General features: G+C 70.1%; 13 protein-coding genes. 9 read left to right on the plus strand and 4 right to left on the minus strand.

From position 1 onward, the window contains the following. Window positions 1-122 precede the first annotated feature (122 nt). From AOK17_RS54045 to AOK17_RS27625, 6 genes are all read left to right on the plus strand, one after another. Window positions 123-206, plus strand: coding sequence for a putative leader peptide (locus AOK17_RS54045; RefSeq protein WP_353963658.1), 84 nt, complete (start codon window positions 123-125; stop codon window positions 204-206). A gap of 198 nt (window positions 207-404) precedes the next feature. Beyond that, window positions 405-1,331, plus strand: coding sequence for an ABC transporter permease (locus tag AOK17_RS27605; protein WP_055615269.1), 927 nt, complete (start codon window positions 405-407; stop codon window positions 1,329-1,331). After that, complete coding sequence (locus AOK17_RS27610; protein ID WP_055615270.1) at window positions 1,304-2,080, plus strand: ABC transporter ATP-binding protein; 777 nt, start codon at window positions 1,304-1,306, stop codon at window positions 2,078-2,080. Before AOK17_RS27605 ends, AOK17_RS27610 begins: the two co-directional genes overlap by 28 nt. Before the next feature lie 215 nt (window positions 2,081-2,295). Further along, window positions 2,296-3,327 carry an ABC transporter substrate-binding protein gene (locus AOK17_RS27615; RefSeq protein ID WP_055615271.1) on the plus strand — a complete coding sequence of 344 codons (1,032 nt, stop codon included), beginning with the start codon at window positions 2,296-2,298 and terminating at the stop codon, window positions 3,325-3,327. Between the two features lie 4 nt (window positions 3,328-3,331). Then, window positions 3,332-4,483 (plus strand): LLM class flavin-dependent oxidoreductase, encoded by a 1,152-nt coding sequence (locus AOK17_RS27620; protein ID WP_055615272.1) that lies wholly within the window; start codon window positions 3,332-3,334, stop codon window positions 4,481-4,483. A 200-nt stretch (window positions 4,484-4,683) separates the two neighbouring features. Continuing rightward, window positions 4,684-5,844, plus strand: a complete 1,161-nt coding sequence (locus AOK17_RS27625; protein ID WP_245697400.1) for an NAD(P)-binding domain-containing protein — start codon at window positions 4,684-4,686, stop codon at window positions 5,842-5,844. Between the two features lie 2 nt (window positions 5,845-5,846). Here AOK17_RS27625 and mltG read toward each other — a convergent pair whose 3' ends face one another. Further along, window positions 5,847-6,692, minus strand: coding sequence for an endolytic transglycosylase MltG (gene mltG, locus AOK17_RS27630; RefSeq protein ID WP_055615273.1), 846 nt, complete (start codon window positions 6,690-6,692; stop codon window positions 5,847-5,849). A 43-nt stretch (window positions 6,693-6,735) separates the two neighbouring features. Then, window positions 6,736-8,535: an ABC transporter ATP-binding protein gene (locus AOK17_RS27635; protein WP_055615274.1), complete on the minus strand. Its 1,800-nt coding sequence runs from the start codon at window positions 8,533-8,535 to the stop codon at window positions 6,736-6,738. 95 nt (window positions 8,536-8,630) lie between these two features. Here AOK17_RS27635 and AOK17_RS27640 point away from each other — a divergent pair, with 95 nt between their 5' ends. After that, window positions 8,631-9,095, plus strand: coding sequence for a MarR family winged helix-turn-helix transcriptional regulator (locus AOK17_RS27640; protein WP_055615275.1), 465 nt, complete (start codon window positions 8,631-8,633; stop codon window positions 9,093-9,095). 257 nt (window positions 9,096-9,352) lie between these two features. Next, complete coding sequence (locus AOK17_RS27645; RefSeq protein WP_055615276.1) at window positions 9,353-10,810, plus strand: Gfo/Idh/MocA family protein; 1,458 nt, start codon at window positions 9,353-9,355, stop codon at window positions 10,808-10,810. Window positions 10,811-10,952: 142 nt separating this feature from the next. On the opposite strand, the gene AOK17_RS27650 is transcribed toward AOK17_RS27645, so the two are convergent. After that, a complete protein-coding gene (locus AOK17_RS27650) occupies window positions 10,953-12,377 on the minus strand; it encodes a cation:dicarboxylate symporter family transporter (RefSeq protein WP_055615277.1) in 1,425 nt (474 codons plus the stop codon). 142 nt (window positions 12,378-12,519) lie between these two features. After that, the gene (locus tag AOK17_RS27655; protein ID WP_055615278.1) at window positions 12,520-14,142 is read right to left on the minus strand and encodes a peptide-N4-asparagine amidase; all 1,623 of its coding nucleotides are present in this window, start codon (window positions 14,140-14,142) and stop codon (window positions 12,520-12,522) included. A 118-nt stretch (window positions 14,143-14,260) separates the two neighbouring features. Between AOK17_RS27655 and AOK17_RS27660 the strand changes: the two genes are divergently transcribed. Further along, window positions 14,261-14,923 (plus strand): glycosyltransferase family 39 protein (locus tag AOK17_RS27660; RefSeq protein ID WP_206190847.1); only part of this gene is annotated, 663 nt, incomplete at its 3' end.

The following is a 14,923-nucleotide window of genomic DNA, read 5'->3' on the forward strand; positions in this document are numbered from 1 at the left end:
GCCCAGTAGTACCGGCCGCCCCCGCCCACCAGGGCACCCCACTCGCCCGACCCGTGATACCCGAGGTCCACTCCGCGAGACGCCATTGACCGTACGCGGCCCGGCTGGCTACTTTCAGCCGCATGTTGCGTTCAGTCATGCTCACCACGCGCGGTCACATCGACCTGCTGCGGGTGGCCTCCGCCGCGTGTCGTCGCGGCCACTGACGCTCTTTCACCCGATTCACCTCTCCTGCGCCTCAGCACAAGCACACCCCCGCGTCCGCACGTCCGTCTGATCTGAGCCGGATGCCGGGACGCTGACGCGCGCCCCCGCCCCTCGCGCCTCTCGCCCCTCACGCACCCCGTGCACTCCCGCATCTCTCCTGCGGGCGCCCTCCGTCGCTCTCCTGCCGTGGAGCCCTCATGAGCATCAGCCATGCCCCGCCGGACTCTCATGGACCCGATATTTCGGGAATATCAGAGTTTGCTGACCCCAAGTCCAGTGACCCCAAGTCCAGCGAGACCGCGTCCACCGACCACGCCCTTCCCGAGCTCGAACCCATCGTCCCCGCCTCGACCCGCCGCACCCGCGTCCCCCGCTGGCTGCGCCGCACCTCCGGCCCCGTACTGCTGCTCGCCCTGTGGCAAGTCCTCAGCAGTACGGGCGTGTTGACGGCCGACGTCCTGGCCTCGCCCGGCACCATCGCGCGGGTGGCCGGCGATCTGGTCTCGGACGGGTCGCTGACGAACGCGATGGGTGTCTCGCTCCAGCGCGTCGCGGTGGGGCTCCTGCTCGGCACCGTCGTCGGTACCGGACTCGCCCTGGTCTCGGGCCTGTTCAGGATCGGCGAGGACCTCGTCGACGCGAGCGTCCAGATGCTGCGGACGGTGCCGTTCGTCGGCCTGATCCCGCTGTTCATCATCTGGTTCGGCATCGGCGAGGCCCCGAAGGTCGCGATCATCACGCTGGGTGTGTCCTTCCCGCTCTACCTCAACGTGTACGCGGGTATCCGCGGCGTCGACTCCCAGTTGATCGAGGCCGGCGAGTCCCTCGGCCTGTCGCGCTGGGGACTCGTACGGCATGTCGTCCTGCCGGGCGCCCTCCCCGGTGCCATGACGGGTCTGCGCTACTCGCTGGGCATCGCCTGGCTGGCGCTCGTCTTCGCCGAGCAGATCAACGCGGACGCCGGAATCGGCTTCCTGATGGTCCAGGCGCGCGACTTCCTGCGTACCGACGTGATCGTGGTCTGCCTGATCGTCTACGCCTTCCTCGGCCTGCTCGCCGACTTCATCGTCCGCTCCCTCGAAAGGCTGCTGCTGCAATGGCGACCGACGTTCACCGGCCGGTGACCACCGAGAAGGTCACGACCGCTCCCGCCGCGCCCGCCCCCTCCTCGGTGGTACGCGTCGAAGGCCTGACCCGCTCCTTCGACGGCCGCGCCGTCATCGACAACCTCCAACTCGACGTGAAGCCGGGCGAGTTCGTTGCCCTTCTCGGTCGCAGCGGCTGCGGCAAGTCCACGCTCCTGCGCATCCTCGCCGGGCTCGACCGCGACATCCAGGGCACCGTCCTCGTGCCGCGCCGCAAGGCCGTCGCCTTCCAGGCACCCCGGCTGATGCCGTGGAAGAAGGTGTGGCGCAACGTCCTCCTCGGACTGCCCGGAAAGCCCGAACGCGCCGTCGCCGAGCAGGCCTTGACCGAGGTCGGCCTCACCGACCGCGCCGACGCCTGGCCCAAGACGCTCTCCGGCGGCGAGGCCCAACGCGCCTCGCTGGCCCGCGCGTTGGTGCGCGAACCCGATCTGCTGCTCCTCGACGAGCCGTTCGGCGCGCTGGACGCGCTGACCCGGATCAAGGCGCAGCGACTCGTCGGCGAGCTGTGGCAACGCCGGGGCTGCGCCGTCCTCCTGGTCACGCACGACGTCGAGGAGGCGGTACTGCTGGCCGACCGTGTCCTCGTGATGGACGACGGCGTGATCGCGTACGAGACCGAGGTCGAGCTGGACCGTCCGCGGGACATCACCGACCCGCGGTTCGCCGAACTGCGCGCCGGGCTCCTGGAACGGCTGGGCGTCGACACCGCCGCCGAAGCCGCCTGAACCTCCCCTACAGACGGCTCAGTTACGCCCCACACGCACCCGAACCGCCCGGTCGAGCAACAACCAAGCGCACCCGAACCGCCCGGTCGAGCAACAACCAAGCGCACCCGAACCGCCCGGTTGCGCCACCACGCCCACATCAGAACCGTCCGGATGCGCGCCCCGCTCACCCGGACCCACCACCCCCACCCGAACACCCACCGAACGGAATCCTCATGCGACGACACCTCGTCCCCGCCGCCCTGCTCCTCCCCCTGGCCCTGCTGGCCTCGGCCTGCGGCGGGAACTCGTCGGCCAGTACCTCGACGGGCGACGGAACCGACGGGAAGGGATCGCTCACCCTCAACGTCGGTGACCAGAAGGGCGGTTCGGAAGCGGTGCTGCGGGCCGCCGGAGAACTCAAGAGCCTCAACTACAAGATCAAGTGGTCGACGTTCACATCCGGCCCGCCCCTCCTGGAGGCCGTCAACGCCAAAGCCGTCGACATCGGCGGCGTCGGCAACACCCCGCCGGTCTTCGCGGCCGGCGCCGACTCCAAGATCACCGCCGTCGCGGCCTACCGGGGCAGGTCCAAGGGAGACGCGATTCTCGTTCCCAAGGGCTCGAAGCTGAAGAAGGCCGAGGAGCTGAAGGGCAAGTCGGTCGCGGTGGCGCAGGGTTCGTCCGCGCACTACCAGCTGGTCGCCTCCCTCAAAGCGGCCGGGCTGACGCTGGGCGACGTCAAGGTGAAGTACCTCCAACCGGCCGACGCCCTGGCCGCGTTCACCTCCGGCAAGGTCGACGCGTGGGCGGTCTGGGACCCGTACACCTCCCAGGTGCTGCAGGCCGAGCAGGGCACGGTCCTGACGGACGGCGACGACGTGGTCAACGGGCTCACCTTCCAGGTGGCGGCGCCCGGAGCGCTCAAGGACAAGAAGAAGGCCGCGGCGATCCGCGACTACCTGGACCGGCTGCGGAGGGCGCAGGACTGGGTCTACGAGCACCCCGAGGAATGGGCCAAGGTCTGGGCGAAGGACACCGGGCTGCCCTACGAGGTGGCGCTGGCCTCGGTGAAGCGGACCAACGCGACCAGGGTCCCGGTGGCCATCGACAAGCCGCTCATCGCCTCCGAGCAGGAGATCGCGGACACGTTCACCGACCTGAAGCTCATCCCCCGCAAGGTCGACTTCGGCGACTTCGTGGACACCCGCTTCAACGGCGACCTGCCGCCGTCCACCACCACTCCCCGCCCCTCGAAGGAGTCGTGACGTCATGACCGTACATCTGCACTGGTTCCTGCCGACGGGCGGCGACGGCCGCACCCTCGTGGACCGGCACGCCTACGCGGCCAACCCCGTCGACCGCACCCGGCCGGTCAGCGGGGTGCGTGCGCCCGACATCGAGTATCTGACCCAAATCGCCAAGGCCGCCGAGCAGTTGGGCTTCGAGGCGGTGCTCACGCCGACCGGTACGTGGTGCGAGGACGCCTGGCTGACGACGGTGGCGCTGGCCCAGCACACCGAGCGGCTGAAGTTCCTGGTCGCGTTCCGGCCCGGCGTCATCTCGCCGACCCTCGCCGCCCAGATGGCGGCCACGTACCAGCGCATCACCCGGGGCCGGCTGCTCCTGAACGTCGTCACCGGCGGCGACTCCACCGAGCAGCGCCGCTTCGGCGACCAGCTCGGCCACGACCAGCGGTACGCGCGCACGGACGAGTTCCTGTCCGTCGTACGAGGGGTGTGGGGCGGGCAGCCGTACGACTTCGACGGGGCGCACTACCAGGTCGAGGGCGGGCTGACCGCGCTGCCGCCGGATCCGCTGCCGGAGATCTTCTTCGGCGGCTCCTCGGCTGCCGCGGGGCCGGTCGCGGCGCGGCACGCTGATGTGTATCTGACCTGGGGCGAGCCCCCGGAGCAGGTCAAGGAGAAGATCGACTGGATCCGATCGCTCGCCGAGCGCGAGGGGCGTACGGTCCGGTTCGGCATCCGGCTGCACACCATCTCGCGGGACTCGTCGGCCGAGGCGTGGCGGACGGCGGGTCGTCTGCTCGACGACCTCGATCCGGAGTCCATCGCCGCCGCGCAGGCTGCGCTCGGCCGCAGCGAGTCCGTCGGCCAGCAGCGCATGCTCGCGCTGCACGGCGGTTCGTCCGACCGGCTGGAGATCTCCCCGAATCTGTGGGCGGGCGTGGGGCTCGTACGCGGCGGCGCCGGGACCGCCCTGGTCGGCAGCCATGCCGAGGTCGCCGACCGGATCGAGGAGTACCACGCGCTGGGCGTCGAGCACTTCGTGCTGTCCGGGTATCCGCATCTGGAGGAGGCGTACTGGTTCGGGGAGGGGGTGATTCCCGAGCTGGCCGTGCGGGGGCTGTTGTCGCGGGTTCCCGCCTCCGGGGCGCCGATTCTCGTCGCCGGCGGTCGCTGAGCGTCCGGCCGAGCGGTCGGGCGAGCGGTCGGGCGCGAGTGCCGGTTCGACGTCTGCGGGCCGCCCTCGTCCGGGGACCGTCCGTGGCTGGTCACGCGGTTCCCCGCGCCCCTTTCGGGACGTCCGCAGAGGCCGGGAAGATCCGTGCACGCGGCGGGGTTGGTAGAAGCGTGAACAACACCGGAGCTCAGGCGGGGGCAGTGCGGGAAGTCGACGTCGTCGTGGTCGGCGCCGGGCAGGCCGGACTGTCCAGCGCCTATCACCTGCGGCGCACCGGCTTCGAGCCGGAGCGGGACTTCGTGGTCCTGGACCACGCTCCGCGAGCGGGCGGGGCGTGGCAGTTCCGGTGGCCGTCCCTCACGTACGGCAAGGTGCACGGGATGCATTCCCTGCCGGGGATGGAGCTGACCGAGGCGGATCCGGCGCGGCCGTCCTCCGAGGTCATCGCGGAGTACTTCGACACCTACGAGCGCACCTTCGACCTCCGGGTGCGGCGGCCGGTCGACGTGAAGGCCGTGCGCGAGGGCGAGGCGGGCCGGCTGCTCGTCGAGACCTCCGACGGTACGTGGTCGACGCGGGCGCTGATCAACGCGACGGGCACCTGGGACCGGCCCTTCTGGCCGCGCATTCCCGGTCAGGAGACCTTCCGGGGGCGGCAGTTGCACACGGCCCAGTACCCGGGTCCCGAGGAGTTCGCCGGGCAGCGGGTCGTCGTGGTCGGCGGGGGCGCGTCAGGTACGCAGCATCTGCTGGAGATCGCGCCGTACGCGGCCGGGACCACCTGGGTGACACGGCGTCCGCCGGTGTTCCGCGAGGGTCCGTTCACCGAGGACGTGGGCCGGGAAGTGGTCGCGCTCGTGGAAGAACGGGTCCGTCAGGGTCTGCCGCCGAAGAGTGTCGTGTCGGTGACCGGGCTGCCGCTCAACGACGCGATCCGGCAGGGCATCGAGGACGGCGTCCTGGACCGGCAGCCGATGTTCGACCGGATCACTCCGGACGGCGTGGAGTGGGACGACGGGCGTCGCGTGGCCGCCGACGTCATTCTGTGGGCGACCGGTTTCCGCGCCGCGATCGACCATCTGGCGCCGCTGCGGCTGCGCGAGCCCGGCGGCGGCATCCGTGTCGAGGGGACCCGCGCGGTCGCCGATCCGCGGATCCATCTGGTCGGGTACGGGCCGTCGGCCAGCACGATCGGAGCCAACCGCGCCGGGCGCGCGGCGGTGCGGGACATCAGGCGGCTGCTGGCGGTCGCCCCGGACACTGCCTCGACCGCCGCCCCGGACGTCACCTCGACCGCCGCCTCGAATGTCACCTCGACCACCGCCCAGACCGGCACCTCGAAGGTCGTGCCGGTGGGGTGACGTCAGCCCGACTTCGCGGGCGCGCTCTTGTTGGTGCGGTTGAACTCCGCGACGTTCCTCCGGTGCTCCTCGTAGTCGGCGGTGAAGCGGGTGTCGCCGGGCTTGACGGTGACGAAGTAGAGCCAGTCGCCCTGGGGCGGGGCGACCGCTGCCCGCATCGCCTCCTCGCCGGGGTTGGCGATGGGCGACGGCGGCAGCCCCATGCGCACGTACGTGTTGTACGGGCTGTTGAGCCGCGTGTCGTTCTCGCTGGTGCGGAGGGTGTTGCGGTTCAGCGCGTAGTTGATGGTGGAGTCCATCTGCAGCGGCATGCCGCGGTCGAGCCGGTTGTAGACGACCCGGGCCACCTTGCCCATGTCCTTCTTGGTGGCCGCCTCGGCCTGGACGATGCTCGCGACGGTGACGGTCTGATAGACGTTCATCGCGTTCCGCTCGGCCCCGGCCGTGACCGTCCCGCCGCCGAACCTCTTGTTCGCCGTGTCGACCATGTACGTCAGCAGGGACACCGGGGTCGACTTCTTGTCGATGGGATACGTGGCCGGGAACAGATACCCCTCGGGGTTGCCGCTCGCGTCGTTCGGAAGCTTGAGGTTCGCCTTCTCCAAGGACTTCTTCGTGGTGCCCCCGGGCAGGGCGAGGACCTTGTCGACGGCCTCGTACACCTGGCCGGCGCGCCAGCCCTCCGGGACCACCAGGGCGAGCGGTTCCTTCTTCTCGTCCGTGCTCAGCAGCGGCACCGCCACGGCGGTGGCCGCCACGACGGCGCCGGTCACGATGAGGGCGGTCCGGCCCCGGCTCGTCAGTCGAATCGTTCTCCGTGGCCGACTGGGCGGCGTGTAGATCTGCATGCGGGCACGGTAACCCGCATATCGCCATAATCTCGACATATATTCATCTTGTTGGCTCCAGTTGGGCGTCTCTGCGGACCAGTGCGGCGTAGCGGCCCTCGCGCTCCAACAGCTCCTCGTGCGTGCCCCGTTCCGCCGGTCGACCACCGTCCAGGACCACGATCTGGTCGGCGCCCCGAATGGTGGACAGCCGGTGCGCGATGGTGAGGGTGGTCCGGTTGGCCGACAGGGCGTCGATGGCCTCCTGAACGGCTCGCTCGGTGCGGGTGTCCAGGGCGCTGGTCGCCTCGTCGAGGATGAGGACCGGCGGGTCCCGCAGGATGGTGCGGGCGATGGCCAGGCGCTGCTTCTCGCCACCGGAGAACCGGTGTCCGCGCTCCCCCACCACCGTGTCGTACCCGTCGGGCAGCGACGCGATGTGGTCGTGGATCTGCGCGGCCTTCGCGGCCTCGTGCAGCTGCTCGTCGGTGGCGTCCGGCTTGGCGAACCGCAGGTTCTCGGCGACCGTGGCGTGGAAGAGGTACGTCTCCTGGGAGACGACGCCGATCCCGCGGGCGAGGGTGTCGAAGTCCAGGTCGCGCACGTCCACCCCGTCGAGCGTGACACGGCCGCCCGTGACGTCGTACAGACGCGGCACCAGATAGCTGAGCGTGGACTTGCCCGCGCCGGTCGCGCCGACGACGGCGAGGCTGCCGCCCGCGGGGACGGTGATGTCGATGCCGTCGAGGATGGGGCCGCTCTTGTCGTCGTAGCGGAACTCCACGTCCTCGAAGCGCACCTCGCCCTTGACCTGGTCGAGGTGGATCGGGTCCTCGGGCTCGGTGATGTCGATGGGCAGGTCGAGGTACTCGAAGATGCGCTGGAACAGGGCGAGCGAGGTCTGGATCTGGACGCCGGTGGAGAGCAGGCTCACGGTCGGCCGGAAGAGGCCCTGCTGGAGCGAGACGAAGGCGACGAGCGTGCCGATGGAGATGGCGGGCCCGCCGAACTGGAGGGCTATCCCCGCGGTCCAGTAGATGACGGCCGGCATCGCGGCCATGACGATCCCGATGACGGCCATCCGCCAGCGGCCCGCCATGTTCGACCGGACCTCCAGGTCGACGAGGCCCTCGGACTCGTCGGCGAAGGAGCGGGTGAGCGAGTCCGAGCGGCCCATCGTGCGGCCGAGCAGGATGCCGCTGACGGAGAGCGACTCGGTGACGGTGGCGGCCATGGCGGCCATCTGCTTCTGGCGCTCGGTGGTGATCTTCTTGCGTTCGTTGCCGACGCGGCGGCTGATCCACACGAACACCGGCAGCAGAAGCAGCGAGACGACGGTCAGCCGCCAGTCCAGAGCGATCATCGCGACGATCGTGGCGATGACGCTGGTGAGGTTCGAGACAAGGGAGGTGGCGGTCGAGGTGACCGTGGCCTGCATGCCGCCGATGTCGTTCGCGATGCGCGACTGGACCTCGCCCGTGCGGGTCCTGGTGAAGAAGGCGAGCGACATGCGCTGCAGCCGGCCGTAGACGGCGGTGCGCAGGTCGTGCATGACGCGCTGGCCGACCGTCGTGGAGATGAGGGTCTGCAGGACTCCGAAGACACCACCGAGGACGGCACTGAGGACCATGCCGAGCGCGAGCAGGCTCAGCAGGCCTGTGCGACCCTGCGGGATCGCGGTGTCGAGGATCTCCTTGAGCAGGAAGGGCGTGGCGACCGAGACCAGGGACGCGGCGCCCACGAGGAGGCCTACGACGGCCAGTCGGCCGCGGTAGGGACGGAAGAGCTTGAGAATGCGGCGCACCTGCCGGGGTTGTCCTTCCTCGACAGGTGGCGGTGTCCAGTTGATGTCGTCGCGGGGCATGGGCTCCTACGGAGGGTGAGAGAACGATGACTGACGGAGCATAGCTCATTGTTACCTATACTCACAATGAACAAGGTCCTGATATTGTTCCCGTCATGGACACCCCCGACGCCGACGGCCTGCTCGCCGAGCAGCTGCTGCGGTTGACCCGCCGTGTGCACCGCATCCAGAAGCGTCAGCTGGAGAAGCGCGGGCTCGGCATCACTCCGGCCCAGTCCCGGCTCCTGCGCACCCTCGCGCACTACGGCTCACCGCCGCGCATGGCCGATCTGGCCGAGCGCCTGGAAGTGGTGCCCCGGGCCGTGACGACGCTGGTCGACGGTCTGGAGGCGAGCGGCAAGGTGCGTCGCGTGCCGGACCCCACCAACCGCCGGGTGATCCGCATCGAGCTGACGGACGACGGCCGCGGGGCTCTGCGCGAGCTGCGCGCCGCGCGGCGGACCGCGGCGGAGGACATCCTGGCGCCGCTGTCGGACGACCAGCGCAAGGTGCTCGGGGGACTGCTGGACACGCTGGTGGACGGAATGGGCGCGGTGGAGCCGCCCAAGCGCGACTGTTGAGCGGGCGGTGCCGACAGGCGCGCCAGGAGGGGTGAGGGGTCCGTTTCCGCTGCGGACCGCAGGTCGGCGCATGCCCGCTCCATACGTGGGCCGGGCCGGCGGAGGCTCCGCGCCACCCCCTCACCCACGCGCACGGAAGTCCAAAGACCCAGCCCCGGAAGTCCAACTCCCTGGCCACTTCGGCCCCTTGCGACCCGGTCGGCCCCCTAGGAGGGTGACAGCGCGCCGAACCCGCGCACACCCACCGAGGAGGTCCGATGCACGACGAGCACGCGACACCGGAACCCGACGAGAACCCCGAGGGCTACTCCCGACGCTCGGTCCTGCGCACGGCCGGAGCCGCCGGAGCGGGTCTGGGGATCGGCGCGCTCGCGGGTGGGGGCACGGCTCACGCGGCCGAGCCGGGGACCGCGGCGGAGGCCGCACCCGGGGCAGCGGTGGAAACCGAGGCCGCCGCGCCCGCCGCGAAGGGCAGAACCATGATCGGCGTGCCCTTCGTGGGGCGCGGCACCGTACGGGTGGGGATCATCGGGCTCGGCAACCGCGGCAACGGCATGATCGACCTGTTCCTCGCCCTCGACGGAGTCCGCGTCGTCGCGCTGTGCGACCCGGTCAAGGACAAGACCGCGAGCGCCGCGGCCAAGGTGGTGGCCGCGGGACAGCCCGCCCCGGCGACGTACACGAAGGGCGATCACGACTTCGTCGGTCTGTGCGAGCGCGGCGACCTCGACTTCGTGTACGTGGCGACGCCCTGGGACTGGCACTTCGAGATGGCGAAGACGGCGATGCTCAGCGGCAAGCACGTCGGCGTGGAGTGTCCGATCGCGATGCGCCTCGACCAGCTCTGGGAACTGGTCGACCTCTCCGAGCGCACCCGCAGACACTGCATGCAGCTGGAGAACTGCTGCTACGGCAGGAACGAGATGCGGGTCCTGCGCATGGCGCACAACGGGAAGTTCGGCCGGCTGCTGCACGGCGCGGGCGCCTACAACCACGATCTGCGGGGCCTGATGTTCGACCCGGACTACTACGAGGGTCCCTGGCGACGACTCTGGCACACCCGGCTGCGCGGCGACCTCTACCCGAACCACGGCTTCGGACCCGTCGCCAACTACATGGACGTCAACCGCGGTGACCGTGTCACGCACGTCTCCAGCTTCGGCACGCCCTCCCTCGGACTGGCCGAGTACCGCGCGGCGAACATGCCGCCGGGCGACCCGAGCTGGAAGGAGACGTACATCGAGAGCGACCGGACCATCAGCCTCGTACAGACCGCGAAGGGGCGGGTGATCCGGCTCGAACACGATGTGTCGACGCCACATCCCTACTCGCGGATCAACAGTCTCGGCGGCACGAAGGGTGTCTTCGAGGACTACCCGGAGCGGATTTACCTAGAGCCGGACCACACGGATGACGCCTGGGGCGACTTCGGGGCGTACGCCGACTGGGATCACTGGCTGTGGAAGGAGCACTCCAACCCGCCCGGCGGACACGGCGGGATGGACTACATCATGCTGTTCCGGCTGATGCAGTGCATGCGGCTCGGGCTCGTCCCGGACTTCGACGTGTACGACGCCGCCACCTGGACCGCGCCTGTGCCACTGAGCCATGCCTCGATCAAGGCGCACGGGGCACCGCAGGCGATCCCGGACTTCACGCGCGGGCTGTGGAAGAAGGAGCGGCCGGGGGTGGACTCGCAGAAGCCGCAGGGGTGATTGGACGGGAGTGACCCCGGAGGACCCGCCCCGGGGTCACTCCCGGGGGCGGGCCCTCCGGGGGCCTTCGGGAGTCCTTCGGGGGCCTCTGGGATGGGAAGCGTGGGGCCCGGCGTCGAGCGGATGCGCCGGGCCCCGGCGCTCAACTCACCTCGCCCGCGGGCTCCTTGGCCAACGAGGCCTTGGACCCGGCTGGTTCCTCCGCCGCGTCCGCGGGTTCCTCGCCCGCGCCCGCCTTCGGGTCGCCGTCGGCGGGCGTCACGTCCTCCTCCACGAACGCGATCTCGCCGTCGAGCATCTTCTTCGCCCGGTCCATGTCCAGTGCGCCCTCCCAGCGGGAGACCGCGAAGACGGCGACGCAGTTGCCGAGCAGGTTGGTGACGACGCGCATCGAGTCCATGATGCGGTCGACGCCGAGCAGCAGGGCCACGGCCCCTGCGGGGATGGCGCCGAGCGAGGAGGCGGTCGCCGACAGGGCGAGGAATGCCGAACCGGGGATGCCGGCCATGCCCTTGCTGGTCAGCATGAGCACCAGGATCACGGTGACCTGCTGGCTCAGGCTGAGGTCGACGCCCACGGCCTGCGCGATGAACAGGGTGCCTATGGAGAGGTAGATCGAGGCGCCGTCGAGGTTGAAGGAGTACCCCGTCGGCAGCACCAGACCCACCGCGTCGTCACGGGCGCCCGCCTGGCGGAGCTTCTGCATCATGCGGGGCATGACCGTCTCGCTGGACGCGGTGCCGAGCGCGAGCAGCAGCTCCGCGCGCGTGTAGCGGACGAACTTCCACAGGCTCAGCCCGGTGACCAGCTTCAACGCGACGGCGAGCAGCACGAGGAAGACCAGCGCCACTGCGTAGCAGAGGACGATGAGCTTGCCGTACGTCTTCATGACGCCGAGGCCGTACTCCCCCACCAGGTGGACCATCGCGCCGAAGACGGCGAGCGGGGCGAGCTTCATGACGAAGCCGACGATCGCGAAGATGATCTCCTGCGCCTGCTCGATGGCAGGCAGGATCGCGGGCACCTTGGTGTGGCCGAGGTGGAGCAACGCCGCGCCGGTGAGGCACGCCAGCACCAGGACCTGCAGCAGCGAGTTCTCGGCGAAGGCACCGACCGCGCTCTGTGGCAGCGCGTTGAGGATGAACTCGGTGGTCGTCGGCAGCGCACCGCCGGCCGTCTTGTCGTCGACCGCCGAGGCGTCGAGCTTCGACGGGTCGACGTTCATGCCCGAGCCGGGGGCGAAGACGTTCGCGGCGATCAGGCCGATGAGCAGCGCAGCCGTGGAGGCGATCTCGAACCAGATCAGGGCCTTGAGCCCGATCCGCCCGAAGGCCTTCAGGTTGCCGGCCTTGGCGATGCCGACGACGACCACACAGAACACGAGCGGCGAGATCACCGTCTTGATGAGGCGCACGAAACCGTCGCCGAGCGGCTGGAAGGTCGTGGCCGTGTCCGGCCACAACCTTCCGACGACGATTCCGAGTACGAGCGCGCAGGCGACCTGCGCGAACAGTGAGGTACGCAAGATGCGTGCGACGCGTCGCGGGGACGATACAGACGGCGGCACGGGCACTCCTCCAGGGGGACTTCTGGGATGCGGAAAGCGGATTCCGCGGTGATCACTATCGGGGGAGTTTGCTACCGCCGGAGACCTCGATGTGACATGCGTGTAAATCATCGAGGATGTGGCACGTCCCACACCTGGCCGTTCAGCAGTCCGTGCGGTCCTCGGTGAGCGTCCCCTGCACGGTCACCAGCGTCCGGTCGTGGCAACCGCCCGATCCGTACAGCCGGTGGCGCTCACTGGTCGTGCCGACCGCGTGCCGCTGGTCGCGCGGCACGTTCGCCGTATACGTGGCGTCGCCCTCGTAGCTGTCGTCGAGCCGGGACCACGCCGTGCGCCGGCCGCCTCGCGTCTCCTCGGCCGCGGCCCGGTCCCCCAGCGAGAGCACGGTCCGCAGCCGGTCGCCCGCGCCGAGTGTCGTGGTGCCGTCCATGGTGTAGGTGCGGTGCGTCCGGGTCGACCTGGCGGGCCCGTGCCCGTCCACGGTGACCGTCTCGTCGTCGGTCCAGGTCCCCTTGAGCGCGTCGGTGTTCTCGCCGTCGGTCCAGCGGTGCACGGAGGTGTTGGCCAGCCTGCGCTCGACGGTGGTCCTCACGCGGCCGTGCGAGGTGTCGACGTACCCGGCCACGGTCAGCCGGTGCCCTGCCTCGGTGTCGAGACGGTGCTCCGAACCCGGCGTGTACGTCGAGGAGTTGTCGAGGTCTCCCGCCCTGTGCCCGGTGAGCTTCCCGGTGACGTGCTTGCTCTTCGCGTCCTGCCAGACGAGGACGTTCACCGGTGCGCTCCAGCCTGCCTGGCCCTCGGGAACGCCCACTACGGAGACGTCGATCCGGTGCGGTCGGCCGTCGTTGAGGAGTCCGGCGAACGGTGTGAGGTCGTACTCGACGGGCTTGATGTCGAAGGCGCGCGGGCCCGGAATCACGTACCAGAGGAAGGGGTTGGACCAGCCTCCGGTCCACACGGTCGGGAACGGCGCCGCGATGCCCGCGAGCCGGCCGTCGACCTTGATCTGCACCTCGCGGTAGGGGCCGTCGCCGGCCTTGCAGGAGTACGGCGCGGCGTCGGGCACCGTCAGATACCAGTACTCCTCGCAGCCGCCGCCCGACCCTGTGGCGTATACCTCGGCGACGATGCGTTCACTGTTCCGGGGCGTGATGAGGGTGCCGTCCTGGAGGGTGAGGACGCGATCGGGGGTCTTCTTCGCGGCGGGCGCACCCGTGTGGAGCGTGGCGGCGGGCCCGGCCGCATAGAAGGTGAGCGTGACCTTGACGTCGATGATGCCCGTGTAGGTGTCGTCGACGACGTTCCCGATGAGCATCTCGACGTCCTGGTCCGCCCGGAACGTGTCGCTGTAGCGCGTGACGTCCTTCTCCACCGACCACTCGATGCCGTCGGGCGAGGGCTGCGGCGTGGACGTACGGAAGACCTCGACCCCGCCGATGTGCAGATAGCCGAGCCGGTCGAACTGCCGTCCCTTGACCTTGCCTTCCAGGCGCAGGACGACCTTGCTCCAGCGGTCGCCGCAGCCTCGCGGGGGCGCGTAGGTGCCCTTGTAGGGCGTGAAGTCACGGAACTGCGCCTCGGCGACGGTGACGTCGCAGGACTTGGTGTCCGGTCGGGTGACCGGCGGGGCGGCGGTGACCGGGTCGTGCCAGTCGGTGCCGAACTCGGCGGGCGCGTCGGCCGATTGCGCGGGGGCCGCCCCGAGGAGGGTGCTCGCCACGAGGGTCACCCCGGCGAGCATGGACATGATGATCCGTCTTCTCATGGGCGGTGTTCTACGGGGAGTTGGCCCGGGCCGCAATGCGTCCTCGGGTCATGACGGGCCTCTCGACCGGATCGGCCCCCCTCAGTACGGTGGTGCGACCGGTTGGCGGGGGGACGCTATGGATCGGGAACAGGACGACGACGCGCCGCGCGAGTTACCTCGTTTCGCCCTCGGTCCCGTGGCGGGTCTGGCGGCCGTCTTCGCCGCCGTACTGACCGCACTGTCGGGCCGATACGGGTACCACCGCGACGAGTTGTACTTCCTCGCGGCGGGCGATCATCCGGCCTGGGGGTATGTCGACCAGCCGCCGCTGACCCCGTTCCTCGCGCGGGCGGCCACCGCGCTGTTCGGGGACTCGACCGTCGCGTTGCGGGTCCCGGCGACGCTCGCGTTCGTGGCCGCCGTCTTCGTGGTCGCCCTCGTCGCACGGGAGTTGGGCGGCGACCGCAGGACGCAGGTGGTCGCGGCCGGGCTCGCGGGCGTGTCCGCACAGCCGTTGGCGGTCGGGCACCTGGTGTCGACCGCCGGCTTCGATCTACTGGCATGGTTGCTGATCTGCTGGCTGGCACTGCGCCTGCTGCGCACCGGCGACGGGCGCTGGTGGCTTGCGATCGGCCTGTGTGTCGGAGTCGGCCTGTTGAACAAGTACCTCGTGGCGCTGCTGGTCGTCGCGCTGCTCGCGGGCGTGCTCGCCGTGGGGCCACGGCGGGTGCTGCGCAGCCCGTGGCTGCTCGCCGGCGCGGCTGTGGCTCTGGCGGTGGCCGCGCCCAATCTGTGGTGG

It is taken from the genome of Streptomyces phaeochromogenes (genome assembly GCF_001418655.1).
In the GTDB taxonomy this organism is placed as follows: domain Bacteria; phylum Actinomycetota; class Actinomycetes; order Streptomycetales; family Streptomycetaceae; genus Streptomyces; species Streptomyces phaeochromogenes.